The organism is Streptomyces sp. CHD11, from assembly GCF_018638295.1.
Taxonomy (GTDB): Bacteria; Actinomycetota; Actinomycetes; order Streptomycetales; family Streptomycetaceae; genus Streptomyces.
The window spans coordinates 119966-143408 of record NZ_JABTTS010000005.1 but is presented as its reverse complement, the minus strand read 5'-3'; the positions used below and the strand labels follow the sequence as shown (position 1 = coordinate 143408).

25 protein-coding genes are annotated in these 23443 nt (G+C 70.7%); 16 read left to right on the top strand and 9 right to left on the bottom strand.

Features of this window, described 5'->3' with window-relative positions; genetic code table 11:
- Positions 1–60: 60 nt before the first annotated feature.
- Together HTV45_RS07305 and HTV45_RS07300 are read right to left on the bottom strand one after the other, a co-directional pair.
- Positions 61–831 (bottom strand): ABC transporter permease, encoded by a 771-nt coding sequence (locus tag HTV45_RS07305; RefSeq protein WP_215204807.1) that lies wholly within the window; start codon positions 829–831, stop codon positions 61–63.
- Positions 832–919: 88 nt separating this feature from the next.
- Positions 920–1843, bottom strand: coding sequence for an ABC transporter ATP-binding protein (locus HTV45_RS07300; RefSeq protein WP_215204806.1), 924 nt, complete (start codon positions 1841–1843; stop codon positions 920–922).
- A gap of 322 nt (positions 1844–2165) precedes the next feature.
- On the opposite strand from HTV45_RS07300, the gene HTV45_RS07295 reads away from it, so the two are divergent.
- The 14 genes from HTV45_RS07295 (at position 2166) to HTV45_RS07230 (ending at position 12302) form a co-directional block, all read left to right on the top strand.
- Complete coding sequence (locus tag HTV45_RS07295) at positions 2166–2879, top strand: metalloregulator ArsR/SmtB family transcription factor (protein ID WP_215204805.1); 714 nt, start codon at positions 2166–2168, stop codon at positions 2877–2879.
- Positions 2876–4297, top strand: coding sequence for a Fe-S cluster assembly protein SufB (gene sufB, locus HTV45_RS07290; RefSeq protein WP_215204804.1), 1422 nt, complete (start codon positions 2876–2878; stop codon positions 4295–4297). Before HTV45_RS07295 ends, sufB begins: the two co-directional genes overlap by 4 nt.
- A 58-nt stretch (positions 4298–4355) precedes the next feature.
- Positions 4356–5573, top strand: a complete 1218-nt coding sequence (gene sufD, locus HTV45_RS07285; RefSeq protein WP_215204803.1) for a Fe-S cluster assembly protein SufD — start codon at positions 4356–4358, stop codon at positions 5571–5573.
- Positions 5570–5887, top strand: a complete 318-nt coding sequence (locus HTV45_RS07280) for a non-heme iron oxygenase ferredoxin subunit (protein ID WP_215204802.1) — start codon at positions 5570–5572, stop codon at positions 5885–5887. Before sufD ends, HTV45_RS07280 begins: the two co-directional genes overlap by 4 nt.
- Positions 5888–5894: 7 nt before the next feature.
- Positions 5895–6659, top strand: coding sequence for a Fe-S cluster assembly ATPase SufC (gene sufC, locus HTV45_RS07275; RefSeq protein WP_215204801.1), 765 nt, complete (start codon positions 5895–5897; stop codon positions 6657–6659).
- Positions 6656–7927 carry a cysteine desulfurase gene (locus HTV45_RS07270; RefSeq protein WP_215204800.1) on the top strand — a complete coding sequence of 424 codons (1272 nt, stop codon included), beginning with the start codon at positions 6656–6658 and terminating at the stop codon, positions 7925–7927. The genes sufC and HTV45_RS07270 overlap by 4 nt, the downstream gene beginning before the upstream one ends.
- Positions 7928–7938: 11 nt before the next feature.
- Complete coding sequence (gene sufU / locus HTV45_RS07265) at positions 7939–8403, top strand: Fe-S cluster assembly sulfur transfer protein SufU (RefSeq protein WP_215204799.1); 465 nt, start codon at positions 7939–7941, stop codon at positions 8401–8403.
- Positions 8400–8732 (top strand): metal-sulfur cluster assembly factor, encoded by a 333-nt coding sequence (locus tag HTV45_RS07260; protein WP_103542438.1) that lies wholly within the window; start codon positions 8400–8402, stop codon positions 8730–8732. The genes sufU and HTV45_RS07260 overlap by 4 nt, the downstream gene beginning before the upstream one ends.
- A 60-nt stretch (positions 8733–8792) precedes the next feature.
- Positions 8793–9113 carry a multidrug efflux SMR transporter gene (locus tag HTV45_RS07255; RefSeq protein WP_215204798.1) on the top strand — a complete coding sequence of 107 codons (321 nt, stop codon included), beginning with the start codon at positions 8793–8795 and terminating at the stop codon, positions 9111–9113.
- Positions 9113–9655 carry a TetR/AcrR family transcriptional regulator gene (locus tag HTV45_RS07250; RefSeq protein WP_215204797.1) on the top strand — a complete coding sequence of 181 codons (543 nt, stop codon included), beginning with the start codon at positions 9113–9115 and terminating at the stop codon, positions 9653–9655. The genes HTV45_RS07255 and HTV45_RS07250 overlap by 1 nt, the downstream gene beginning before the upstream one ends.
- Before the next feature lie 301 nt (positions 9656–9956).
- Positions 9957–10946 carry a 2,3,4,5-tetrahydropyridine-2,6-dicarboxylate N-succinyltransferase gene (dapD, locus tag HTV45_RS07245; protein WP_215204796.1) on the top strand — a complete coding sequence of 330 codons (990 nt, stop codon included), beginning with the start codon at positions 9957–9959 and terminating at the stop codon, positions 10944–10946.
- Between the two features lie 124 nt (positions 10947–11070).
- Positions 11071–11310: a hypothetical protein gene (locus HTV45_RS07240; RefSeq protein WP_215204795.1), complete on the top strand. Its 240-nt coding sequence runs from the start codon at positions 11071–11073 to the stop codon at positions 11308–11310.
- A gap of 216 nt (positions 11311–11526) precedes the next feature.
- A complete protein-coding gene (locus tag HTV45_RS07235) occupies positions 11527–11943 on the top strand; it encodes a phage holin family protein (protein ID WP_215204794.1) in 417 nt (138 codons plus the stop codon).
- Positions 11940–12302: a DUF3618 domain-containing protein gene (locus HTV45_RS07230; protein ID WP_215204793.1), complete on the top strand. Its 363-nt coding sequence runs from the start codon at positions 11940–11942 to the stop codon at positions 12300–12302. Before HTV45_RS07235 ends, HTV45_RS07230 begins: the two co-directional genes overlap by 4 nt.
- A gap of 36 nt (positions 12303–12338) precedes the next feature.
- Here HTV45_RS07230 and HTV45_RS07225 read toward each other — a convergent pair whose 3' ends face one another.
- Entirely contained in the window at positions 12339–14150 is a 1812-nt protein-coding gene (locus tag HTV45_RS07225) for an endonuclease/exonuclease/phosphatase family protein (RefSeq protein ID WP_215204792.1), read from the bottom strand.
- 212 nt (positions 14151–14362) lie between these two features.
- Here HTV45_RS07225 and HTV45_RS07220 point away from each other — a divergent pair, with 212 nt between their 5' ends.
- The gene (locus HTV45_RS07220) at positions 14363–15799 is read left to right on the top strand and encodes a hypothetical protein (RefSeq protein ID WP_215204791.1); all 1437 of its coding nucleotides are present in this window, start codon (positions 14363–14365) and stop codon (positions 15797–15799) included.
- A gap of 113 nt (positions 15800–15912) precedes the next feature.
- The gene (locus tag HTV45_RS07215) at positions 15913–17349 is read left to right on the top strand and encodes an alkaline phosphatase PhoX (protein WP_215204790.1); all 1437 of its coding nucleotides are present in this window, start codon (positions 15913–15915) and stop codon (positions 17347–17349) included.
- Between the two features lie 175 nt (positions 17350–17524).
- Here HTV45_RS07215 and HTV45_RS07210 read toward each other — a convergent pair whose 3' ends face one another.
- From HTV45_RS07210 to HTV45_RS07185, 6 genes are all read right to left on the bottom strand, one after another.
- The gene (locus HTV45_RS07210; protein ID WP_215204889.1) at positions 17525–18715 is read right to left on the bottom strand and encodes a TerD family protein; all 1191 of its coding nucleotides are present in this window, start codon (positions 18713–18715) and stop codon (positions 17525–17527) included.
- Between the two features lie 85 nt (positions 18716–18800).
- Positions 18801–19025: a hypothetical protein gene (locus HTV45_RS07205; RefSeq protein ID WP_215204789.1), complete on the bottom strand. Its 225-nt coding sequence runs from the start codon at positions 19023–19025 to the stop codon at positions 18801–18803.
- A gap of 134 nt (positions 19026–19159) precedes the next feature.
- A complete protein-coding gene (locus HTV45_RS07200; RefSeq protein WP_215204788.1) occupies positions 19160–20149 on the bottom strand; it encodes a zinc-dependent alcohol dehydrogenase family protein in 990 nt (329 codons plus the stop codon).
- Positions 20146–21030 (bottom strand): carbohydrate ABC transporter permease, encoded by an 885-nt coding sequence (locus HTV45_RS07195; protein WP_251691540.1) that lies wholly within the window; start codon positions 21028–21030, stop codon positions 20146–20148. The genes HTV45_RS07200 and HTV45_RS07195 overlap by 4 nt, the downstream gene beginning before the upstream one ends.
- Positions 21030–21974, bottom strand: a complete 945-nt coding sequence (locus HTV45_RS07190; RefSeq protein ID WP_215204787.1) for a carbohydrate ABC transporter permease — start codon at positions 21972–21974, stop codon at positions 21030–21032. The genes HTV45_RS07195 and HTV45_RS07190 overlap by 1 nt, the downstream gene beginning before the upstream one ends.
- Positions 21971–23341 carry a sugar ABC transporter substrate-binding protein gene (locus HTV45_RS07185; protein ID WP_215204786.1) on the bottom strand — a complete coding sequence of 457 codons (1371 nt, stop codon included), beginning with the start codon at positions 23339–23341 and terminating at the stop codon, positions 21971–21973. The genes HTV45_RS07190 and HTV45_RS07185 overlap by 4 nt, the downstream gene beginning before the upstream one ends.
- Between the last annotated feature and the right edge of the window lie 102 nt (positions 23342–23443).

Genomic DNA, 23443 nt, shown 5'->3' with positions numbered 1-23443 from the left:
CGCCCATCGTAGGGCGCCGCTTGTGCACGCTTTCACGAGGGTCCGTCCCGGGCGTCCCGGCTACTCCCACCGGAAGTACCTCCCGGCCGCCGCGAGCCCGGCGACCGCCCAGAGGGCGAGGATCCCGAGGCTGCCCCACGGCATCCCGGCCCCGTGCTGGAGCACGTCCCGCAGCCCTTCCGAGAGGGCCGAGATGGGCAGCAGGCCGAGCACGTCCTGGGCCGCGTCCGGGAACCTGTCCAGCGGTACGACCACCCCGCCGCCGACGAGCAGCAGCAGGAAGACCAGATTGGCGGCGGCCAGCGTCGCCTCGGCCCTGAGCGTGCCCGCCATCAGCAGACCGAGCCCCGAGAAGGCGGCCGTGCCCAGGAGCAGCAGCAGGAACACGGACAGCGGATCACCGTGCGGGGACCAGCCGAGCGCGAGGGCCACGACCGTCACCAGCAGCACCTGGAGCACCTCGGTGACCAGGACGGACAGCGTCTTCGCGGTCATCAGCCCCCAACGCGGCAGCGGAGAGGAGGCCAGCCGCTTCAGCACGCCGTACCGCCGCTCGAAGCCGGTCGCGATGGCCTGTCCGGTGAACGCCGTCGACATCACCGCGAGGGCGAGGATGCCGGGGGCGAGGAAGTCCACCGCCTCGCCCTCGCCGAGGTCCACCACGTCGACGGTGCCGAAGAGCACCAGCAGCAGCGTGGGGATGATCACCGTCAGCAGCAGCTGCTCGCCGTTGCGCAGCAGCATCTTGGTCTCGAGCACCGCCTGGGCGGCGATCATGCGGGCCAGGGGTGCCGCGCCCGGCTTCGGTGAGTAGGTACCGGTAGCGGTCACGCGCGCAACTCCTTGCCGGTCGTCTCGGGACCGGGTCGTCCCGCGGCGTGATGCCCGGACCCCCGGCCGGTTCGTGTCCGGGCCCGCATCATGAGCGCAGCTCCTTGCCCGTCAGTTCCAGGAAGGCGTCTTCCAGGGTGTGCCGTTCCACCGAGATCCGGTCCGGCATCACCCCGTGCTGCGCGCACCACGAGGTCACCGTGGCGAGCAGCTGCGGGTCGACCTCACCGGTGACCCGGTACGAGCCCGCGGTCACCTCGGCGGCCGTGGAGCCGTCGGGCAGCGCCTTCAGCAGCGAGACCACGTCCAGGCCCGGCCGGCCGGAGAAGCGGAGCGTGTTCTCGGCGCCGCCCCGGCACAGCTCCTCCGGGGAGCCCTGGGCGATGACCCGGCCGGCGTCGATGATCGCCACGTCGCCGGCGAGCTGCTCGGCCTCGTCCATGTAGTGGGTGGTGAGGATGACGGAGACGCCGTCGTCGCGCAGGTCCCGGACCAGGTCCCAGGTGGCGCGGCGGGCCTGCGGGTCGAGGCCGGCGGTCGGCTCGTCCAGGAAGACCAGCTCGGGGCGCCCCACCACGGCCATCGCCAGCGCGAGCCGCTGCTGCTGGCCGCCGGAGAGCCGCCGGTAGGAGGTCCGGCCGCAGGAGCCGAGCCCCAGGCGCTCGATCAGCGCGTCCACGTCCAGCGGATGGGCGTGCAGTCTCGCCACGTGCCGGAGCATCTCGTCGGCGCGCGCGCCCGAGTAGACGCCGCCGGACTGCAGCATCACACCGACCCGGGGCCGCAGCTCCGCCGACTGCCGTACCGGGTCGAGGCCCAGGACGCGCACGGTGCCGGAGTCCGGCCGCCGGTACCCCTCGCAGGTCTCGACCGTGGTCGTCTTGCCCGCCCCGTTGGGGCCGAGCACGGCGGTCACGCCCTGCCGGGCCACCAGGTCGAGGCCGTTCACCGCGGTCTTCGTGCCGTACCGCTTCACCAGGGCCTGCACCTGGACCACGGGCTCACTTCGCATGGGACACGATTCTAGGGAGGCGCCGGCGGCGTCAGGGCGCCGGGTGCTGGTACCCCTCCTCGCGTCCACGCGGGGGCGGTGCGTGGCCGGCCGGCCCTCGGCGGCTGCGCCGGTGAGGGGGTCGCGGACGACGAGAGGGCCGGTCGGAGCGGGTGCGGGGACGGTCCGGCAGCGTTCCGGTGCCGTCGCGGAGCGGCACCGGCCTGATCGACCAGAGATCGTTTCCGCAGGTCGGATTAGGTTTACCTAAGTGACGCAGCGCACCGTCGGGCCGGAAGGGCGCGGCTTGCCGGGGCCGGATGAATTACGCAACAATGGTGTTGTGAAATACGTCGGCGAGGCTCCCCACGAGGAACTGGCAACCGGTGAGCGGTCCACCCGCAACCGTGTGGCCCGCTCCGTCCTGGACCACGGCCCGTCGACCGTCGCCGAGCTTGCCGAGCGTCTCGGACTCACCCAGGCGGCCGTACGCCGGCACCTGGACGCGCTGGCCGCCGACAACGTCGTGGAGGCCCGCGAGCGCCGGGTCTACGGCGCGCGCACGCGCGGGCGCCCGGCCAAGGTCTTCGCCCTGACCGACTGCGGACGCGACGCCTTCGACCAGTCCTACGACACACTGGCCGTGGACGCCCTGCGGTGGATCGGCGAGCGGGAGGGCGGCAGCGAGGCGATCGCCGCGTTCGCCCGCGCGAGGATCGCCGCCCAGGGCGAGACATACCGCAAGGCGGTCGAGGGCGTGGCCCCCGAGGAACGGACGGAAGCGCTGGCCAAGGCCCTGAGCGTGGACGGGTACGCTGCCACCGCGCGCAGCGCACCGGTCGGCGAGCAGCTCTGCCAGCACCACTGCCCGGTGGCCCACGCCGCCGAGCAGTTCCCGCAGCTGTGCGAGGCCGAGACGGAGTTCTTCGCCGAGCTCCTCGGTACGCATGTGCAGCGACTGGCAACCATCGCGCACGGCGACGGCGTCTGCACGACGTTCATCCCCAAGATTTCCCACCAAGCATCTGAAAGCACGTCCGGGAGGAACCCCGCATGACACTCCCCACGGAGACTGCCCACCCCGAGCTCGAGGGTCTGGGTACGTACGAATACGGCTGGGCCGACCGTGACGACGCCGGAGCGTCGGCGCGCCGCGGTGTGGACGAGGACGTCGTCCGGGACATCTCCGCCAAGAAGGACGAGCCGGAGTGGATGACCAAGCTCCGCCTCAAGGGCCTGCGCCTGTTCGCGAAGAAGCCCATGCCGAACTGGGGCTCCGACCTCTCCGGCATCGACTTCGACAACATCAAGTACTTCGTGCGCTCCACGGAGAAGCAGGCGGAGTCCTGGGAGGACCTGCCCGAGGACATCAAGAACACCTACGACCGCCTCGGCATCCCCGAGGCCGAGAAGAACCGCCTGGTCGCCGGTGTCGCCGCCCAGTACGAGTCGGAGGTCGTCTACCACCAGATCCGTGAGGACCTGGAGGAGCAGGGTGTCATCTTCCTGGACACCGACACCGCCCTGAAGGAGCACCCGGAGCTCTTCAAGGAGTACTTCGGCACGGTCATCCCGGTCGGCGACAACAAGTTCGCGTCGCTGAACTCCGCGGTGTGGTCGGGCGGATCCTTCATCTACGTCCCGCCGGGCGTGCACGTCGAGATCCCGCTCCAGGCCTACTTCCGGATCAACACCGAGAACATGGGCCAGTTCGAGCGGACCCTGATCATCGTCGACGAGGGTGCCTACGTGCACTACGTCGAGGGCTGCACCGCCCCGATCTACAAGTCGGACTCGCTGCACTCCGCGGTCGTCGAGATCATCGTCAAGAAGAACGCCCGCTGCCGCTACACGACCATCCAGAACTGGTCGAACAACGTCTACAACCTGGTCACCAAGCGCGCCGTGGCCTACGAGGGCGCGACCATGGAGTGGGTCGACGGCAACATCGGCTCCAAGGTGACGATGAAGTACCCGGCCGTCTACCTGATGGGCGAGCACGCCAAGGGCGAGACGCTGTCCATCGCCTTCGCCGGCGAGGGCCAGCACCAGGACGCCGGCGCCAAGATGGTGCACATGGCCCCCAACACCTCCTCCAACATCGTCTCCAAGTCGGTGGCGCGCGGTGGTGGCCGTACCTCGTACCGGGGTCTGATCGAGATCGGTGAGGGCGCCCCGGGCTCCAAGTCCAACGTGCTCTGCGACGCGCTGCTGGTCGACACCATCTCCCGCTCGGACACCTACCCCTACGTGGACGTCCGCGAGGACGACGTGTCCATGGGCCACGAGGCGACCGTCTCCAAGGTCTCCGAGGACCAGCTCTTCTACCTGATGAGCCGCGGTCTGACCGAGTTCGAGGCGATGGCGATGATCGTGCGCGGTTTCGTCGAGCCGATCGCCAAGGAACTGCCGATGGAGTACGCGCTCGAGCTCAACCGGCTGATCGAGCTGCAGATGGAAGGCGCGGTCGGCTAGAGCACCACGCCGTTCCGTCAAGCCCCTTACGCAAAGGAAAGCGAGCACTACGACAGCCATGGCTGAGGCTCAGAACTCCCCCACCTCCGGCTACGCTCCGGCGGGGGGACCCCCGCCCGTGGGCAGCACCACCGCGGGCTCGATCGCGGTGGCCGCCGAGTCGACCGTCGCCACCCGCATGAGCGCGCCCCCGTCCTTCGACGTGGCGGACTTCCCCGTCCCTCACGGCCGTGAGGAGGAATGGCGGTTCACCCCGCTGGACCGGCTGCGCGGTCTGCACGACGGCACCGCCACCGCCACCGGCGGCGTCAAGGTCGCCGTCGAGGCGCCCGAGGGCGTCACCGTCGAGACGGTCGGCCGCGACGACGCGCGGCTCGGCCGTGCCGGCACCCCGGTGGACCGGGTCGCCGCCCAGGCGTACTCCGCCTTCGAGCAGGCCTCGGTCGTGACCGTGGCGAAGGAGACCGTCCTCACCGAGCCGATCCGCATCGCGGTGCACGGCGAGGGCGGCACCGCCTACGGTCACCAGGTGATCGAGCTCGGCGCGTTCGCCGAGGCCCTCGTGGTCATCGACCACACCGGTGACGCGGTGCTCGCCGCCAACGTCGACTTCGTCCTCGGTGACGGCGCCAAGCTGACCGTCGTCTCCGTCCAGGACTGGGACGACAAGGCGGTGCACGTCGCCCAGCACAACACGCTGATCGGCCGCGACGCCTCCTTCAAGTCGGTCGTCGTCACCTTCGGCGGCGACGTCGTACGCCTCCACCCGCGCGTGTCCTACGCCGGTCCCGGTGGCGAGGCCGAGCTCTTCGGTCTGTACCTCACCGACAAGGGTCAGCACCAGGAGCACCGCCTCCTGGTCGACCACAACGTCCCGCACTGCAAGTCCAACGTCGTCTACAAGGGCGCGCTCCAGGGCGACGACGCGCACGCCGTGTGGATCGGTGACGTGCTCATCGAGGCCAAGGCCGAGGGCACCGACACCTACGAGATGAACCGCAACCTGGTGCTCACCGACGGCGCCCGCGTCGACTCCGTGCCCAACCTGGAGATCGAGACCGGCGAGATCGTCGGCGCCGGACACGCCTCCGCGACCGGCCGCTTCGACGACGAACAGCTCTTCTACCTGATGGCCCGCGGCATCCCCGAGCAGGACGCCCGGCGACTGGTCGTGCGCGGCTTCTTCGCCGAACTCGTCCAGCAGATCGGCCTCCCGGACATCGAGGAGCGCCTGCTCGCCAAGATCGAGGAGGAGCTGGAGGCCGCGGTCGGATGACCTTTCAACGCGCCTGTGGGCTGAGTGAGCTGGAGGAGGACACCCCGAAGCGGGTGGAACTCGACGGTACGCCGGTCTCCCTCGTGCGCACCGAGGGCGAGGTGTTCGCGATCAACGACATCTGCTCGCACGCGAACGTCTCCCTCTCCGAGGGCGAGGTCGACGACTGCCACATCGAGTGCTGGCTGCACGGCTCGCGCTTCGACCTGCGTTCCGGCAAGCCCGACAGCCTTCCGGCCACGCGCCCCGTTCCCGTATACCCCGTAAAGATCGAAGGGGACGACGTGCTCGTCTCCCTCTCCCAGGAGTCCTGAGGCACCCATGGCAACGCTTGAAATCCGAGACCTGCACGTCACCGTCGAGGCCGACAACGCCACGAAGGAGATCCTCAAGGGCGTCGACCTCACCGTGAAGCAGGGCGAGACGCACGCCATCATGGGCCCCAACGGCTCGGGCAAGTCGACTCTCGCCTACGCGCTCGCCGGTCACCCCAAGTACACCGTCTCCGGCGGCACCGTCACCCTCGACGGCGAGGACGTCATGGAGATGTCCGTCGACGAGCGCGCCCGCGCCGGTCTGTTCCTCGCCATGCAGTACCCGGTCGAGGTCCCCGGCGTCTCGGTCTCCAACTTCCTGCGCACCTCCGCCACCGCCGTCCGCGGCGAGGCCCCGAAGCTGCGTACCTGGGTGAAGGAGGTCAAGGAGGCCATGCAGCGCCTCAACATGGACCCGGCCTTCGCCGAGCGCAACGTCAACGAGGGCTTCTCCGGCGGTGAGAAGAAGCGCCACGAGATCCTTCAGCTCGAGCTGCTCAAGCCGAAGATCGCGGTGCTCGACGAGACCGACTCCGGCCTGGACGTCGACGCCCTGCGCGTCGTCTCCGAGGGCGTCAACCGGGTCCGCGAGGCGGGCGAGGTCGGCACCCTGCTGATCACGCACTACACGCGCATCCTGCGCTACATCAAGCCCGACCACGTCCACGTGTTCGCGAACGGCCGCATCGTCAAGTCCGGCGGCCCGGAGCTGGCGGACACGCTGGAGGCCGAGGGCTACGAGGCATACGTGAAGGGTGGCGCATCCGAGTGACACAGCTGCCGGGCCTCCTCACCGTGCCTGATCTTCTGGGCGAGGCGATCCGCAAGGACTTCCCCATCCTGGACCGCCAGGTCCACGACGGCCGGAAGCTCGTGTACCTGGACAACGCGGCGACCAGCCAGAAGCCGCGTCAGGTGCTCGACGCCATGAGCGAGTACTACGAGCGCCACAACGCCAACGTCCACCGCGGTGTGCATGTGCTCGCCGAGGAGGCCACGGCGCTGTACGAGGGCGCGCGCGACAAGGTCGCGGAGTTCATCAACGCCCCCTCCCGCGACGAGGTGATCTTCACCAAGAACGCCTCCGAGTCGCTCAACCTCGTGGCCAACATGCTCGGCTGGGCCGACGAGCCCTACCGGGTGGACCACGAGACCGAGATCGTCATCACGGAGATGGAGCACCACTCCAACATCGTGCCGTGGCAGCTGCTCGCGCAGCGCACGGGCGCGAAGCTGAAGTGGTTCGGCCTCACCGACGACGGCCGGCTCGACCTGTCCAACATCGACGAGATCATCACCGAGAAGACGAAGATCGTCTCCTTCGTGCTGGTGTCCAACATCCTGGGCACGGTCAACCCGGTCGAGGCGATAGTGCGCCGCGCCCAGGAGGTCGGTGCCCTGGTGTGCATCGACGCCTCGCAGGCCGCGCCGCACATGCCCATGGACGTCCAGGCCCTGCAGGCCGACTTCGTGGCCTTCACCGGCCACAAGATGTGCGGTCCGACCGGCATCGGCGTGCTCTGGGGCCGCCAGGAACTGCTGGAGGACCTGCCTCCGTTCCTCGGCGGCGGCGAGATGATCGAGACCGTGTCGATGAGTTCGTCGACCTACGCGCCCGCCCCGCACAAGTTCGAGGCGGGCACCCCGCCGATCGCCCAGGCGGTCGGTCTGGGCGCGGCGATCGACTACCTGTCGGCCATCGGGATGGACAAGATCCTCGCCCACGAGCACGCCATCACCGAGTACGCGGTGAAGCGCCTCACCGAGGTCCCGGGCCTGCGTTTCATCGGCCCGCCCACGGCCGAGGACCGGGGCGCCGCCATCTCGTTCACCCTGGGTGACATTCACCCGCACGACGTGGGCCAGGTCCTCGACGAGCAGGGCATCGCGGTGCGGGTCGGCCATCACTGCGCGCGCCCCGTCTGCCTGCGGTACGGAATTCCTGCGACCACTCGGGCGTCGTTCTATCTGTACTCCACGCCGGCCGAGGTCGACGCACTGGTCGAGGGCCTGGAGCACGTACGGAACTTCTTCGGATGAGGGGCTGAGGCGTGAGGCTGGACTCCATGTACCAGGAGGTCATCCTGGACCACTACAAGAACCCGCACGGCCGGGGGCTTCGGGATGGCGACGCCGAGGTGCACCACGTCAACCCGACGTGCGGTGACGAGATCACGCTGCGCGTGAAGTACGACGGCACGAGGATCAGTGACGTCAGCTACGAGGGGCAGGGCTGTTCCATCAGCCAGGCATCCGCCTCCGTACTGAACGACCTGCTGGTCGGCAAGGACCTCGCCGAGGCGCAGAGGATCCAGGTGACCTTCCTGGAACTGATGCAGTCCAAGGGGAAGATCGAGCCCGACGACGCGATGGAGGAGATCCTGGAGGACGCGGTCGCGTTCGCCGGGGTCTCCAAGTACCCCGCCCGGGTGAAGTGCGCCCTCCTCAGCTGGATGGCGTGGAAGGACGCGACGGCCCAGGCTCTGGGCGCCGACGCCGAAAGGACAACGGCATGAGCGAGACCGTGGAGATGAAACCGGCTTCCGAGGAGGAGGTCCGTGAGGCCCTGCTGGATGTCGTCGACCCCGAGCTGGGCATCGACGTCGTCAACCTCGGCCTGATCTACGGCGTCCACATCGACGACTCCAATGTGGCGACCATCGACATGACCCTGACCTCGGCGGCCTGCCCGCTGACCGACGTCATCGAGGACCAGGCGAAGTCCGCCACGGACGGCCTGGTCAACGAGCTGCGCATCAACTGGGTCTGGATGCCGCCGTGGGGACCGGACAAGATCACCGACGACGGCCGCGAGCAGCTTCGGGCGCTGGGCTTCAACGTCTGACCTCCGCCCGCACTCCGTTCTGGTGCGCGGCCCCCCGATGCGTTGTGTACGCTCGTACACATGGGATACCTGCTGCTGGCCGGAGCCATCGCCGCCGAGGTGTGCGCCACCACCGCCATGAAGTACAGCGACGGCTTCAGCAGGCTCTGGCCCTCGCTGCTCACCGTGCTCGGATACATCGTCTCCTTCGCCCTCCTCGCCCAGACGCTCCGAACCATCGCAGTCGGCACGGCCTACGCCATCTGGGCGGGGGTGGGCACCGCCGCCATCGCCACCATCGGAGTGGCCTTCCTCGGCGAGGGACTGACCGTCACCAAGGCCGCCGGGATCGCGCTGATCATCATCGGCGTCGTGGTGCTGAACGTGGGCGGCGCGCACTGATGGCCCGGCGCCACGACCCCGAGCGGCGCCAGCGGATCATCGACGCGGCGATCCGCGTGGTGGGCCGCGGCGGCATCGCCGGGCTCAGCCACCGCACCGTCGCCGCGGAGGCGGACGTGCCGCTCGGCTCCACCACGTATCACTTCAGGACGCTCGACGAGCTGATGGTCGCCGCACTGCGGCAGGCCAACGAGGGCTTCGCCAAGGCGGTCGCCGCGCGGGGCGGGCTCGAGGACCCGCGCGCCGATGTGGCGACCGAACTCGCGGCGCTGATGGGCGAATGGCTCGCCGGCGACCGCAACGGGGTCGAGCTGGAGTACGAGCTCTATCTGGCCGCCCTGCGCCGCCCCGCCCTGCGCCCCGTCGCCGCCGAGTGGTGCGAGGGCCTCACCGAACAGCTGTCCCGCCGCACGGACCCGGTCACGGCGCGGGCGCTGGTCGCCCTGGTGGACGGCATCTGCCTCCAGGTACTGCTGACCGGCACGCCCTACGACGAGGCGTACGCGCGGGAGGCGCTGAGCAGGGTGATCGTGGCGGGGTGAGGGTGAGGGTGAGGGTGAGGGTGAGGGCGGGGGACCGGGGCCGTCGTCCGCTGTGGCGGGCACCTCCGCCGGTGGCGCCGGGTGCACGCGTCGCGGGCGCCGCGGAGCGGGTGGGCGGTGCGTGGCCGTGGCCGGGCGCCGGGTGGTGTCCGGTCGCCGGGCCGTCGCGACGGGCCCGGCGGGGGACGGTCCGGCCTGGTGGCGTGGTGCCCGCCCGGTGCGGGTGCGGGCGCTCGACCGGCACGTGAGATGCCCGGGGACCGGTTCGCGTCCGTGGGCGCCGGACGGTTAGGTTGCCCTTATGACCGACACGACTGCTCAGAGCGCCATCGGCGCCGTGGCCGCCGGCCTCGCCACCCTCGCCGCCGACGGCACCGTCCTCGACACCTGGTACCCCGCCCCCGAGCTCGCCGCCGGCCCCGGTCCTTCCGGCACCGAGCGGCTCTCCGCCGAGCGGGCCGCCGAACTGCTGGGCGGCGGCGCCCCCGCGGCGGTCGGGCCGGACGCCCGCCGGGGCGTCGAGGTCGTCGCGGTCCGCACGGTCATCTCCTCGCTGGACGAGAAGCCCGTCGACGCGCACGACGTGTACCTGCGCCTCCACCTGCTCTCGCACCGCCTGGTGAAGCCGCACGGCCAGAACCTGGACGGCATCTTCGCCCACCTCGCCAACGTCGCCTGGACCTCGCTCGGTCCGGTCGCCGTGGACGACATCGAGAAGGTGCGGCTGAACGCCCGCGCCGAGGGCCTGCACCTCGCCGTGACGTCCGTCGACAAGTTCCCGCGCATGACGGACTACGTCGCGCCCAAGGGCGTCCGCATCGCCGACGCCGACCGGGTGCGGCTCGGTGCGCACCTCGCCGAGGGCACCACCGTCATGCACGAGGGCTTCGTCAACTTCAACGCCGGCACGCTCGGTACGTCGATGGTCGAGGGCCGCATCTCCGCGGGTGTCGTGATCGGCGACGGCTCCGACATCGGCGGCGGCGCCTCGACCATGGGCACCCTGTCCGGCGGCGGCAACGTGCGCATCTCCGTCGGCGAGCGGTGCCTGATCGGCGCCGAGGCGGGCGTCGGTATCGCCCTCGGTGACGAATGCGTGGTCGAGGCGGGGCTGTACGTCACCGCCGGTACCCGGGTCACGATGCCCGACGGCGAGGTCGTCAAGGCGCGCGAGCTGTCCGGCGCCTCCCACATCCTCTTCCGCCGCAACTCCGTCACCGGCACGGTCGAGGCCCGCCCGAACAACGCGGTCTGGGGCGGCCTCAACGACGTTCTCCACAGCCACAACTGAACCGTCCGTCACGCCCGTACGGGTTACTCCCCGTGACCTCCGGGTCGTTTTGGCAGATGAACGGGTGGACACAGGGTCCGATCAGCCGCCGGAACGACTGACATACAGGAATTGGGGACGGGCGATGGCGAACAAGTGGGTGCGGGGCGTACTGCGCTGCGTGGTCGGAGTGATGGGCGTGGCGGCCATGCTGATGCTGTGCGGGACGCTGGCCGGCACCGCCCACGCGGACGAGACCTCCACCGGCTCGAACAACGGCCACCGGGTGGCACTGCTCAACACCGACGTCGGGCAGATCGACGACCCCGCGGAGGATGTGCTGGAGCACTTCCTGCTGCTCGGGGACGGGTACGTCTGGGACTGACGGGTGGGCGGCCGGAGGGCTGCCCCGGCGGGCCGGATCCTCACTCGGCGGGGGTCCGGCCCGTCTCCGTGTCCAGGCCGGGGACCTTCGTGGGCCCGCCCGTCATGGCGTGAAGTCCCGCTTACGCGTTTCGGTGGATATGCGTAAGCATCGCTTTATGGATAGGGCGGGGTGCGCAGGGGTACTCGGGTCTCCCGACCCGAGAGGAGGCGCATCGTGACCGGAACCATCGAGCGACGGCCGGTTCGGGACGAGCACAGCGTGGGCGAGCTCGTCGGACAGGCCACCGAACAGATCTCACGGCTCGCACGGCAGGAAGTGGCGCTCGCCAAGGAGGAACTGGCGGAGAAGGGCCGCCGCGCCGGGAAGGGCGGCGGGATGCTGGGGGCGGCGGGCGCGTTCGGTTATGCCGGGCTGCTGGCGCTGGCCGGTACGGGTGTCGCTGCGCTGGACCTGGTGCTGCCCCTGTGGGCCGCGGCGCTGATCGTCACGGGCGTGCTGTTCCTCATCGCCGGGGTGCTGGCCCTCGCCGGCCGTGGGCAGTTGCGCCGGGCCACACCGCCCAAACCGGAGAAGACGCTCGGCAGTGTGAAGGCCGATGTGGACGAGATCAAGGGAAGGGCGCACCGATGACGCACGACGTGAGGCGCTCGGGCTCACCCGCGGGGGCCCATGTGGACGCGGACGCGGAGCGTGCCGTGGCGGGGCGGGGGGCCAAGGGGCCCGATGAGCTGCGGCAGCAGATCGAGCGGACCCGGCACGAACTCGGCGACACCGTGGAGGAGTTGGCCGGGAAGATGGATGTGAAGGGGCGGGCGAAGGCGCGGGCGGACGATCTGCGGGACCGGGCCGGGGCCATGACCGTGCAGATGCGCAGCAGCGCCGCGCACGCCGGGCAGGCCGGCCTGCGGCACCGCAAGCCGGTGATCATCGCGGGCGCGGTGGTCGCCGCCGCCGTCGGCGCGGTGATGGTGCGGCGCCACCACTGCTGAGCCGGCCGCGGGCAGTCGCGTTCCCGGGTGGTTCCCCTACGGGCGGAAGCGCAGGACCTGCGGGTCGTGGTCGCTGATCTGGTCGTGGAACTCCGCGTTGATGTGCACGCTGTCGTAACTGAAGCGGCGGATCGACCCAGAGATCAGGATCTGGTCCAGGACCTGGCTGTTGCCCTGGTAGACGTACGAGTAACGCTCCTGCCTGGGCAGGGACTTGATCGCCGACCAGAGAGTGCCGCGGCCCTCCAGGATGGCGGTGGTCTCGGAGAACTCGAAGTCGTTGATGTCGCCGAGGGCGACCACCCGCGCGTTCTTCTGGGTCTTCAGGATCTTCGCGGTGAAGTCGTGGACCGCTGCGGCCTGGAGGTGACGCTGGGTCTCCGAGCCGCGGGACGGGGGCTGGTACTGCGAGGTCAGACCCTGGTCGCCGCCCTTCGAGGCGAAGTGGTTGGCGATGACGACGACCGTGCGGCCCCGGAACCTGAACTCTCCGGCCAGGGGCTTGCGGCTGTCCTCGAAGGCGGCGGAAGCCGGGTCGATCCGGCCGGGGGAGAGGGTCAGCGCCGCCTGGCCGCGGACCTTCGTGACATCGGTGGGGGTGGTGGCGTCGCCGCCGGGACGGTCGGTGAAGGAGACCCGGGCCGGGTTGAAGAGGAACGCCTGGCGGATGTTGCCGCCCGGCTGGCCGCCGTCCGCCTTGTCGGCCGGGTCGATGGCGCGCCAGTCGTAGCGCGGGCCGCCCGCCGCCTCGATGGCGTCGATCAGCGTGGCCAGGGTCCGGTCCGCGGCGACCGTGCCGTCGTCGGTAGCGCCGTTGTTGTCCTGGATCTCCTCCAGCGACACGATGTCGGGCGAGCGGAGGTGGTCCACGATCGCGGTGGCGTGGGCGTCGAAGGTGTCGTCGGAGGGGTCGAGGTTCTCGACGTTGTAGGTCGCGATCGCCAGTTCGGAGCGGTGCTGCCGGCGGGTCGTCTCGCGCCGCAGATTCCCGGACTCCAGGGCGCCCAGCGTGTTCGCCACCAGGGTGTAGCCGCCGAACTGGTTGTAGTCCAGAGGGCCCGTGGTGTCGCCGGTGAGGGTGTCGCCGACGTTCGCGTCGGGGAAGCCGGCCGGGCTGCCCAGCGACTGGATCTGCAGCCGGCCGGTGTTCTGCGAGCCGTACGAGCCGTAGACCGTGCCGCCGCGCAGGTTGCGGTGCTCCCAGGGCTTCACCGTGACCCAGAGTTCCGTGTAGGGGTCGGTGGCGCCCACCACCCGGGTGTCGGACACCTGGACGTTCATGCCCTCCAGCGACTCGTAGAGGTCGAGCGCGTACCGGCCGGGACGCAGCGGCAGGTCGCCGACCGAACCGTCCGGGACCGGGGTGTACGCGGCCGGTACGGAGCTCGCGGTGACCGGCGTCGCGGCCGGGACCGGGTTGCCGCTGGAGACGACCGTGAAGGACGCGCGGGTGATCTCCGTCAGGGACTGGTTGCCGGAGGAGGTACCGCCGGGAACGTACTCCGACACCGTGCCCGAGACACTGACGGCGTCGCCGACCGCGACACCCTGCGGGGTGGACGACCCCGTGAAGACGAAGACGCCCTCACTGGTGGCCGGGTCGGAGTCCGGCGCCGGGTCCTGTATCCAGAAGCCGCGGGACGAGCCGTAGGCGCGGACGCCGGTGACGATTCCGGTCACACCGGTGACCTGCTCGCCCGCGTACGGGGAGGTGCGGGTGTCACCCTGGATGTCATGGATGCGAACGGAGTCCGCGTGCGCGGGCGAGGCGAGGACGATGGTGGACGCCGCGGTGCACACGGCGGCGACGGTGAGCGCGGCGAGACGCGCGGACGGCTTGCTGGGCAACGGAATTCCTCCGGGAACGTGATCTACGCCGGGATGAGGGTGGAGCGTGGGTCACTGCCTGTCTACGCGCGTCAATCTCCAGCCTGGCCAAGCCACTTGTCAAGGTTTCGGCCATGTACGGTCACGGAAGGTGAGAGGAAGCGGGCGGCATGGGGGGAAATCCGTCTAGGCTGAGTGGCCGAGTCGTAAGAAGGCCTAGGAGAAACAAGCCGATGTCAGACAGCTCCATCCTGCCGCCGGCGCGGCTGCGCCCCGAACCGGAGCTGGCGCGCGACGCCCTGTCCACCCCGGTGCTGTCCCGCGCCGCCCGGCTCGCCCGCTGGGCCGGGCCCGCGACCCGCGTGGACGCCGGTGGCGGACTCGTCGAGGACCAACTGCGGGCGGCCGCCGCGGAGCTCGAACTGACCGGTGACGACGCCGCCGCCCACGCCAGTGAGGCCTGGCGGGTCGCCGTCGACACCGGACTCGTCGAGGTCGTCGACGAGGAGCAGGGCACGGTCGCCGCGGGCGCCGAACTGGCGCTGCTGACCGGGGGATCCCCGCAGGACGTGCTGGAGGTGTGGCTCGCCGCCCTGGAGACGCTGATCGGCGACGCGAGCGTCCCGGATCTGGACGGACTTCTCGACGCCCTCGCCGGAAGCGAGGGCTCCGGGGAACCCGACCTCGGCGCACTCGACTTCGACCCCGAGGCCGAGGCCGACTTCCTGGACGGAGTGCTCGGCAACCTCTACCTGTTGACGGTCGGGGCGGAAACCCCCGGCGGAGCGCCCGTGCCGCTGCCCGCGCTGGCCGCGTCGGTGATCGTGCCCGACGACATGCCCGAGCCCACCAACGACGTCCTGGAGCAGGTCTCCGACGCCATGATGCGGCTGGACGACCAGTTCCGCATGCTCGAGCCGGTCGGCGTCGTGGAGTACCAGCCGGTCGACGAGGCGTTGATGGCCGACGCCGACGAGGAGCCCGCCGCACCGGACGACGACACGGACGTGTCCCGCTACGGCATGGTGCGGCTCACCCCGCTCGGCCTCTACGGCCTGCACGCCCGGCTGCTGGAGGCCGGATTCGAGGCGCCCGCGGTCGGTGACCTCGCCGACAAGGGAGCCGACGCGCTGCTCGACGGCACGGCCGTCTTCCCGCCGGCGGCCGCCCACGCGGAGACCGAGCAGTGGCTCGCCCGGCGGCAGCCCCTCGAGTCGGCGCGCGAGCTGCTCGCCGCCGCCCGCGGCGCCGACGAGGGCGCGCCCCTGCGGCGGCTGCGCTGCCAGCAGGCGCTGTCACTCGTCGGCGCGTCGGCCGAACCCGCCCTGCGGGAAGTCCTGGACGATCCCGAACTGGGCGGACTGGCGCGGGTGTGGCTGGCCGAGCACGGAGCGGCCGACGTACCGCCGCCCTCCGAGGCCCTCATCTTCTGGCTGACCATCGACACGGTCGCCGCCCAGCTCGCCGCGGAGGGCAACTCCGAGGAGCTGCGCTCCCTGGTGGAAGGGCTGGCCCAGCAGCACAGCGGCTTCTTCGACACCGCCTGGCGGGTGGGCCACCCGGCCACGGCGGACGTACTGGAGGCCATGGGGCGGCTGCACCCGGACAAGAAGGTGGCGAAGGAGGCGCGGAAGGCCGCGTTCAAGGCCCGGTCCCAGCACGGGGGCTGAGTTTCACGGACCCGAGAGGTGCCGTGACCCCCGCCGTTCGACCGGCGTTCAGGTGAGGGCGGAAGCGTGACGTGCGCACCGCCACGGTCCGCCCACCCTCACCTGGAGCCGGCATGCCGCTCACCCGCAGGGACTTCGCCAGAACGTCCGCCCTCACCGGCGCCGGGATCGCGCTGGCGGGCACGGCCGGCGCCCTCGCCTCCGCGCCCCACGCGCTCGCCTCCGCCGACGTCGCCGGGGAGGCGGCCGGCCGGCACGGGGGCGCCGGCTACGGACCGCTCGTGCCGGACCCGGAAGGGCTCCTCGCCCTGCCCGCGGGGTTCACCTACCGCGTCCTCACCCACGCCGGCAGGACCCGCCTGGAGTCCGGTGAGTTCACGCCCGCCGAGCACGACGGAACGGCCGCCTTCCCCGGCCCGCGCGGCAGCGTCCTCCTGGTCAACAACCACGAGATGGACGGCCCGCGCGACGAGGCCGAGTTCCCGGTGCCGCTCACCGAGGGCCTGGTCTACGACCCGGCCGCACCCGGCGGCTGCACGATCGTCGAGGTGCGCCCCGACGGCGCCGTCGCCGAATGGGTCGGCATCGCCGGCACGGCCGACAACTGCGCGGGCGGCAGCACCCCCTGGGGCACCTGGCTCACCTGCGAGGAGAACTCCGACCGGGCCGGCGAGAACGGGATGACCAGGGACCACGGCTACGTCTTCGAGGTCGACCCCGCCGACCGGCGCGCCAACCTGGACCCCAGGCCGCTGAAGTTCCTCGGCCGCTACGACCACGAGGCCGTCGTCATCGACCCCAGGCGCGGCCACGCCTACCTCACCGAGGACGCCGACGAGCCCAACGGCCTCTTCTACCGCTGGACCCCGCCGCAGGGCTTCCGCCACGGCCCCGGCAGGTTCCGCGCCCTCGCCGACGACGCGGGTGTCCTCCAGGCGCCCACGTGCTACGACTCCGGCGGCCGGTACGTCGACGACCTCTCCCGGGCCACCAGGACCGGCACCGTGTACGGCGTCGACTGGGTGGACGTGCCCGACCGCGACGCCCGCGAGGTGGCGGTCCGTGAGCAGTTCGGTCCCGGCGAGGTCACCCGCGGCCGGAAACTGGAGGGCATGTGGTGGGGCGACGGCGGGGCGTACCTCGTCTCCTCCTACGCCCGCGACGAGAGCCCCGAGCAGCACGACGGCCAGGTCTGGTTCTACGACCCCAGGCGCCGCACCCTGACACTGAAGGTGCTGCTCGGCGCCGACCGGGACCCGGCGAGGGACGGCTCCTTCGACGGCCCGGACAACATCACCGTCTCGCCGTACGGCGGCCTGATCATCGCCGAGGACGGCGACGGCGCCCAGCACCTGTTCGGGGCCACCGACAGCGGACGCACCTACCCCATCGCCCGCAACGAACTGAACATCGGTACCGAGGAGGAGCCGGAGTACAGCGAGTTCACCGGCGTGACCTTCTCCCCGGACGGCAGGACCCTGTACGCCAACATCCAGGAGCCGGGGATCATGCTCGCCGTCACGGGGCCCTGGAAGCGGCAGCGGCGTTAGAGCAGCGGGTCACATGTAGGAGAACCGGCACACCTTCGGTGGTCTGTCGGACGCCGCCTTCCGGATGATTCCGCTGCTCGAGGCCGGGCGGGACGCCGACTGGCCGTGGGCGGCGGCGGGATGAGGTGACACCGGGCGTCTCGTGACCGGGACGCCCGGTGTCCCGCTCCCGCGGCTACAGCGACTGGGCGGCGGGCTTCACCATGCTGCGAACCGTGCGCCCCTTCACGAAGTCGCCCATCGCGGTCATCTCCCACTCGCCGGAGAACTGGCGGATCAGCTTCGCCATCATCACGCCCGTCTGCGGTTCGGCGCCCGTGAGGTCGAAGCGGACCAGTTCCTCCCCGGTGGTGGTGTCCAGGAGGCGGCAGTAGGCCTTGGCGACCTCGGTGAACTTCTGGCCGGAGAAGGAGTTGACCGTGAAGACCAGGCCGGAGACCTCCATGGGGAGCCGGCCGAGGTCGACGATGATCGTCTCGTCGTCCCCGCCGCCCTCTCCGGTGAGGTTGTCGCCGGAGTGGCGGACCGCGCCGCCCACGATCTGGAGCTTGCCGAAGTAGCAGCTGTCGATGTGGTTGCGCTGCGGGCCGAAGGCGATGACCGAGGCGTCGAGGTCGATGTCCTTGCCCCGGTAGGCCGGCTCCCAGCCCAGGCCCATCGTGACCTGGGAGAGCAGCGGGCGGCCGCCCTTCATCAGCGAGACGGTCTGGTTCTTCTGGAGGCTGACCCGGCCCTTGTCGAGGTTGATCTTCCCGGTGCCGGGGGCCGCGGCGGGCGGTGCCGGGGGCGCGGCGGGGGCGGCCGCAACGGGGGGTGCCTGCGGTGCGGCCACCGGCGGGGCGGGAGGTGCCGCCGGCTGGGCGGGGGCGGCCGGTTCCTCGACCGTGACGCCGAAGTCGGTGGCGATGCCGGCGAGGCCGTCGGCGTAGCCCTGGCCGACGGCGCGGGCCTTCCAGACGCCGTTGCGCAGATAGACCTCGACGACCACCAGGGCCGTCTCGGAGCCGAGCCCCGGGGGAGTGAACGAGGCCAGGACGGCGCCGGTGTCCGCGTCGCGGAGGGTGGCCGTCGGCTCGATGCCCTGGAAGGTCTGGCCCGCGGCGTCGGGGCTCGCGGTGACGACGACCTTCTCGATGCCGGGGGGCACGGCGCTGGTGTCGACCGTGATGGCGTCGGGGGCGGTGCCGCCGCCGGAGCGGTAGGTCACGCCGGGGCCGGCGGGCTGGTTGTAGAAGATGAAGTCGTCGTCGGAGCGCACCTTGCCATCGGCGGTGAGCAGCAGGCCCGATACGTCGAGCCGCACCGGAGCGGCGACGTCCACCGTCACGCGGGCGGTGGGGAGGGGGATGTTCGAGCCGGGGGTCATAGCTGTCATGCCGGGTGAACGAGCGGGACCGTTTTGCCGTTCCCTTACCTGTGGCCCGTATGGCGCAGTCGGTTTCCGGCCGGGCTCAGCGGCGGTTGCGGGGGTGGTTCCGGGCGGTCCGCTCGTTGCCGCGCTTGTAGTTCCCCGTCCAGCGGGCCATGACGAGCTGGGGGTCGGGGGCGGTGGTGACCTCGCTGAGGAACCGGGCGGCCCGGTCGCCGTGGAGGGTGGTGGCGGGGCGGTGGTGGTGGGTGATGCGGACGGTGCCGCCGGTGTGGGCCTCGTAGGCGAAGCCGCTCGGTCTGGCCATGCCGGGGATCGTACGGCGGCGGGGGCGGGGTGGCCCAGGGGTTTTCCCGGGGACAGCCCCGCCCCGTCCTCAGCGGCTCCGCCGCCGGGCCCCGGAACGTGCCCGCCCCTCGCCCGGAGCGGTGGGCCGGGAGGTCAGGGGACCACCACGATCTTCCGGCCCACACCCGCCGCGAACTGGTCCAGGGCCTGCGGGTACCGGTCCAGCGGGAGACGGTCGCTGATGAAGACGTCCGGGTCCAGTACACCCCCGGCGAACAGCTCCGCCGCCCGCTCGTAGCTGTGCAGCACGGCCATCGACCCGGTGATCGTGATCTCCTGGTTGTAGATCCGGTACGGATCGATCTGCACCCGCGTCGCGTAGTCCGCGACCCCGAACTGCAGGAAGGTGCCGGCCTTCGCCACCCGGTCCAGCCCGTCCTGGATCGCCGCGGCGTTTCCCGTCGCGTCGATCACCAGGTCCCACCCCTGCGGCCGGTCGAGTTCGTCCGGGTTCGCCGCCGACCCGGTGACCCCCAGCCGCCGTGCCGTCTCCAGCCGCGCCGGATTCAGGTCCACCATGTCGACGCTCGCCGCGCCGGTCCGCTTGGCCAGCTCCAGCATCATCAGCCCCATGGTTCCGGAGCCGTAGATCAGGACGTGCGCGCCGAGGCGCGACTGGAGCACGTCGTAGCCGCGCACCGCGCAGGACAGCGGCTCGATCAGCGCGGCGTCCTGGGTGCGTACGTGCTCGGGGAGTTTGACGCAGTTCGCCACCGGAGCCACCGCGTACTGGGCGGCGCCGCCCGCCGTGGTGACGCCGATCGCCGCCCACCGCTCGCACATGTTGTTGTGGCCGACGCGGCAGTAGCGGCACTCGTGGCAGTACAGGGAGGGGTCCACCGCCACCTGGTCGCCGAGCGCGAGCTCGGTGACCAGGGAGCCGACGCCGACGACCTCGCCGGCGAACTCGTGGCCGGGCACGATCGGCAGCTCGGGGGCGAACTCGCCCTGGAGGATGTGCAGATCCGTACCGCACAGCCCGCAGGCCGCGACCTCCACGACGACGTCGCGGGGTCCTGGCGTCGGGTCCGGGACCTCGGCGACGACGGCCTTGCCCACGGACTCGATGACGGCGGCCTTCATTTGACGGCTCCCAACGACAGGCCCTGGACGAGTTTGTCCTGGGCGGCGAACCCCGCGGCGAGCACCGGCAGGGAGATGACGAGCGAGGCGGCGCACACCTTGGCCAGGAAGAGGCCCTGGCTGGTGATGAAGCCGGTGAGGAAGACGGGGGCGGTCTCGGCGACCACGCCTGTCAGTACCCGGGCGAACAGCAGTTCGTTCCAGCTGAAGATGAAGCAGATCAGCGCCGTCGCCGCGATGCCGGGCAGGGCGATCGGGGCGACCACGCGGCCCAGGACCGTCGGCAGTCTCGCCCCGTCGATCTGGGCCGCCTCGATGATCTCGACCGGCACCTCGGCGAGGAAGGACTGCATCATCCACACCGCGATCGGCAGGTTCATCGCCGTGTAGAGAATGACCAGCGCCCAGATGTTGTCGAGCAGGCCGGTGTTCTTCGCGAAGAGGTAGATCGGCAGCAGGCCGGCCACCAGCGGCAGCATCTTGGTGGAGAGGAAGAAGAACAGGACATCGGTCCACTTCTTCACCGGCCGGATGGAGAGCGCGTACGCGGCGGGCACGGCAAGGAGCAGGGTCAGCAGCGTGGAGACCACCGAGGCGGTCATGGAGTTGATCATCGCCGGCCAGGGGCTGGCGCCGCCGGTCAGTCCGAAGAACTCGCGGTAGCTGTCCAGCGTCAGCGGGGCGGTCACCGAGGGCGGGTTGGTCGCCGCGTCGGCCTCGGAGTGGAAGGACGTGAGGAGCATCCACAGCAGGGGCGCCACGAAGACGAGACCGGCCAGCCAGGCGACGATGCCCAGGGCACTCTCCCGGAGCCTGCCGCCCGGCCCGGGACGCCGGGCCGTTGCGGTGGTGGCGGCCGGAGTGGTGGTGACGGTGGCCATCAGCGGGACCCCTCCTCACGGAACAGCGACGACACGACGCGCAGCGCGAAGATCGCCAGGATGATCGAGCCGATCACGACGATGACGCCGGCCGCGGAGGCGAGACCGTTCTCGTGGGCCTGGTAGAAGGTCTGGTAGATCGTGTACGGCAGGTTGGCGGTGCCCAGCCCTCCGGAGGTGATCGTGAACACCGCGTCGAAGTTCTGCACGATGTAGATGGAGCCGAGCAGCACGCCCAGTTCGAGATAGCGGCGCAGATGCGGCAGCGTGATGTGGACGAACACCTGCCAGTCGCTCGCGCCGTCCATCCGGGCGGCCTCGATCAGCTGGGAGTCGCGGCTCTGCAGTCCGGCGAGCAGGATCAGCATCATGAACGGCGTCCACTGCCAGATCAGCGATGCCTCCACCGCTATCAGCGGCATCTCGGAGATCCAGTCCGGCTGCGCCGCACCGTCCCCGCCGATGGCGTGCAGGATGCCGTTGAACAGGCCGTACTCGGGGTTGAACAGCACGTGCTTCCACAGCAGCGCGGCGGCGACCGGCACCAGCAGGAACGGGGCGATGAGCATGGTGCGCACCACGGCCCGGCCGCGGAAGCGGCGGTCGAGGAGCAGCGCGAGCAGGAGACCGAGGAGCAGGCTGACCAGTACCACGGTGACGGTGAGCAGGATGGTGGTCCAGATCGACTTCCGCAGGGCGGGGTCGCTCAGCACGTCACCGTAGTTGGAGAAGCCGGCGAAGCTGCGGTCGTCGGGGTAGAGCGCGTTCCAGTCGAGGAACGAGATCACCAGCGTGGCCACGAAGGGCAGCTGCGTCACGACGATCATGAAGATCAGCGCGGGCAGCAGTGGGGCGCGGGTGGCCCAGGCGCGCATGCGGTTCGGCGGCGGGGCCGCCGGCCGCTGGGGAGCGGCGGCGGCCCGGTCCGTCTTCGTCAGGGTCATGACGCCTCGTACTTCTCGGCGACGGCCTCGGCGAGCTTCTGGGCCTTGTCCAGGGCGCTGTCCACCGACTGGCGTCCGGCGATGGCGGAGCTGATCTCCTGGGAGACCTTGGTGCCGAGGTCGGTGAACTCGGGGATGCCGACGAACTGGATGCCGGGCGCGGGCCGGGGCTGCACCCCCGGGTCCTCGGGCTTGGCGCTCGCGATGGCGTCCCGGGTGACGTCCGCGAAGGCGGCGGCCTGCTCGCGGTAGTCCGGGATGTCGTAGGTCGAGGCGCGCTTGCCGGCCGGGACGCTGGACCAGCCGACCTTCTCGCCGACGAGCTTCTCGTACTCCTTGCCGGACGCCCAGGAGATGAACTTCCAGGCGTCGTCGGCGTTGTCGGACGCCTTCTGGATGCCCCAGGCCCAGGTGTAGAGCCAGCCCGAGCTGTCGGTCTTCTCGACCGGCGCGGGGACGTAGCCGATCTTGCCCTTGACCGGGGAGCCGTCGGCCTCCAGGGAGCCGGCGCCGGCCGTGGCGTCGTACCACATGGCGGTCTTGCCCTGGGTCATGTTGTTCAGGCACTCGGCGTAGCCGGCCTGGGCCGCGCCGGCCTCGCCGTGCTCGCGGACCAGGTCGACGTAGAACTGCGTGGCCTCCTTGAACTCATCGGAGTCCAGGCGGGGCGTCCAGTCCTCGTCGAACCAGGTACCGCCGAAGGTGTTCACCACCGTGGTCAGCGGGGCCATGACCTCGCCCCAGCCGGGCAGGCCGCGCAGGCAGATGCCCTTCATACCGGGGTTCGCGGTGTCCACCTTCCCGGCGAGGTCGGCGACCTGCTTCCAGGTGGGCTTCTCGGGCATGGTCAGTCCTTCCTTCTCGAGGACGTCCTTGCGGTACATCAGGAAGGAGGACTCGCCGTAGAACGGCTCGCCGTAGAGCTTGCCGTCCTCGGCGGTGAGGGCCTTGGTCATCGGCGGCAGGATGTCGTCCTGGTCGAAGGCGGTGTCGCCCTCGACGTAGGAGTCCAGGGTGTGCAGCCAGCCGTTCTTGGCGTAGATCGGGATCTCGTAGTTGCTGAGTGTCGCGACGTCGTACTGGCCGGCCTGGTTGGCGAAGTCCTGGCTGATCTTGTCTCTGACGTCGTTCTCCGGCAGCACCGTGAAGTTCACCTTGATGCCGGTGTCCTTGGTGAAGTTGTCGGCGGTGAGCTTCTGCAGATCGACCATCTGCGGGTTGTTCACCATCAGGACGTTGATGGAACGGCCGTCGGACGATCCTCCGGACCCGCCGGCGCCCGAACAGGCGGCGAGCGGGGTGATCAGCGCCGCTGACGCGGCCACTGCGAAGAGGGAACGGGGTATGCGTCGGCTCTCGGTTCGCATGCGGTACTCCTGGTCGTATGGGGACAAAGCGGGAGCTGTGGGTTGTGCGGGCCCGCGGTGGGTGGCGGACCCGGTGCTGCGGAAAGCGGGGTTGCGGGGACG

What these genes read in the sequence shown, in the direction of transcription:
- HTV45_RS07230 (WP_215204793.1), top strand. Translation starts at nt 11,940, where the DNA reads ATGACGCACGACGTGAGGCGCTCGGGCTCACCCGCGGGGGCCCATGTG.
- HTV45_RS07200 (WP_215204788.1), bottom strand. Translation starts at nt 20,149, where the DNA reads ATGAAGGCCGCCGTCATCGAGTCCGTGGGCAAGGCCGTCGTCGCCGAG.
- HTV45_RS07205 (WP_215204789.1), bottom strand. Translation starts at nt 19,025, where the DNA reads ATGGCCAGACCGAGCGGCTTCGCCTACGAGGCCCACACCGGCGGCACC.
- dapD (WP_215204796.1), top strand. Translation starts at nt 9,957, where the DNA reads ATGACCGACACGACTGCTCAGAGCGCCATCGGCGCCGTGGCCGCCGGC.
- HTV45_RS07255 (WP_215204798.1), top strand. Translation starts at nt 8,793, where the DNA reads ATGGGATACCTGCTGCTGGCCGGAGCCATCGCCGCCGAGGTGTGCGCC.
- HTV45_RS07190 (WP_215204787.1), bottom strand. Translation starts at nt 21,974, where the DNA reads ATGACCCTGACGAAGACGGACCGGGCCGCCGCCGCTCCCCAGCGGCCG.
- HTV45_RS07260 (WP_103542438.1), top strand. Translation starts at nt 8,400, where the DNA reads ATGAGCGAGACCGTGGAGATGAAACCGGCTTCCGAGGAGGAGGTCCGT.
- sufC (WP_215204801.1), top strand. Translation starts at nt 5,895, where the DNA reads ATGGCAACGCTTGAAATCCGAGACCTGCACGTCACCGTCGAGGCCGAC.
- HTV45_RS07250 (WP_215204797.1), top strand. Translation starts at nt 9,113, where the DNA reads ATGGCCCGGCGCCACGACCCCGAGCGGCGCCAGCGGATCATCGACGCG.
- HTV45_RS07195 (WP_251691540.1), bottom strand. Translation starts at nt 21,030, where the DNA reads ATGGCCACCGTCACCACCACTCCGGCCGCCACCACCGCAACGGCCCGG.
- sufB (WP_215204804.1), top strand. Translation starts at nt 2,876, where the DNA reads ATGACACTCCCCACGGAGACTGCCCACCCCGAGCTCGAGGGTCTGGGT.
- HTV45_RS07210 (WP_215204889.1), bottom strand. Translation starts at nt 18,715, where the DNA reads ATGACCCCCGGCTCGAACATCCCCCTCCCCACCGCCCGCGTGACGGTG.
- sufD (WP_215204803.1), top strand. Translation starts at nt 4,356, where the DNA reads ATGGCTGAGGCTCAGAACTCCCCCACCTCCGGCTACGCTCCGGCGGGG.
- HTV45_RS07220 (WP_215204791.1), top strand. Translation starts at nt 14,363, where the DNA reads ATGTCAGACAGCTCCATCCTGCCGCCGGCGCGGCTGCGCCCCGAACCG.
- HTV45_RS07185 (WP_215204786.1), bottom strand. Translation starts at nt 23,341, where the DNA reads ATGCGAACCGAGAGCCGACGCATACCCCGTTCCCTCTTCGCAGTGGCC.
- HTV45_RS07215 (WP_215204790.1), top strand. Translation starts at nt 15,913, where the DNA reads ATGCCGCTCACCCGCAGGGACTTCGCCAGAACGTCCGCCCTCACCGGC.
- HTV45_RS07280 (WP_215204802.1), top strand. Translation starts at nt 5,570, where the DNA reads ATGACCTTTCAACGCGCCTGTGGGCTGAGTGAGCTGGAGGAGGACACC.
- HTV45_RS07240 (WP_215204795.1), top strand. Translation starts at nt 11,071, where the DNA reads ATGGCGAACAAGTGGGTGCGGGGCGTACTGCGCTGCGTGGTCGGAGTG.
- HTV45_RS07300 (WP_215204806.1), bottom strand. Translation starts at nt 1,843, where the DNA reads ATGCGAAGTGAGCCCGTGGTCCAGGTGCAGGCCCTGGTGAAGCGGTAC.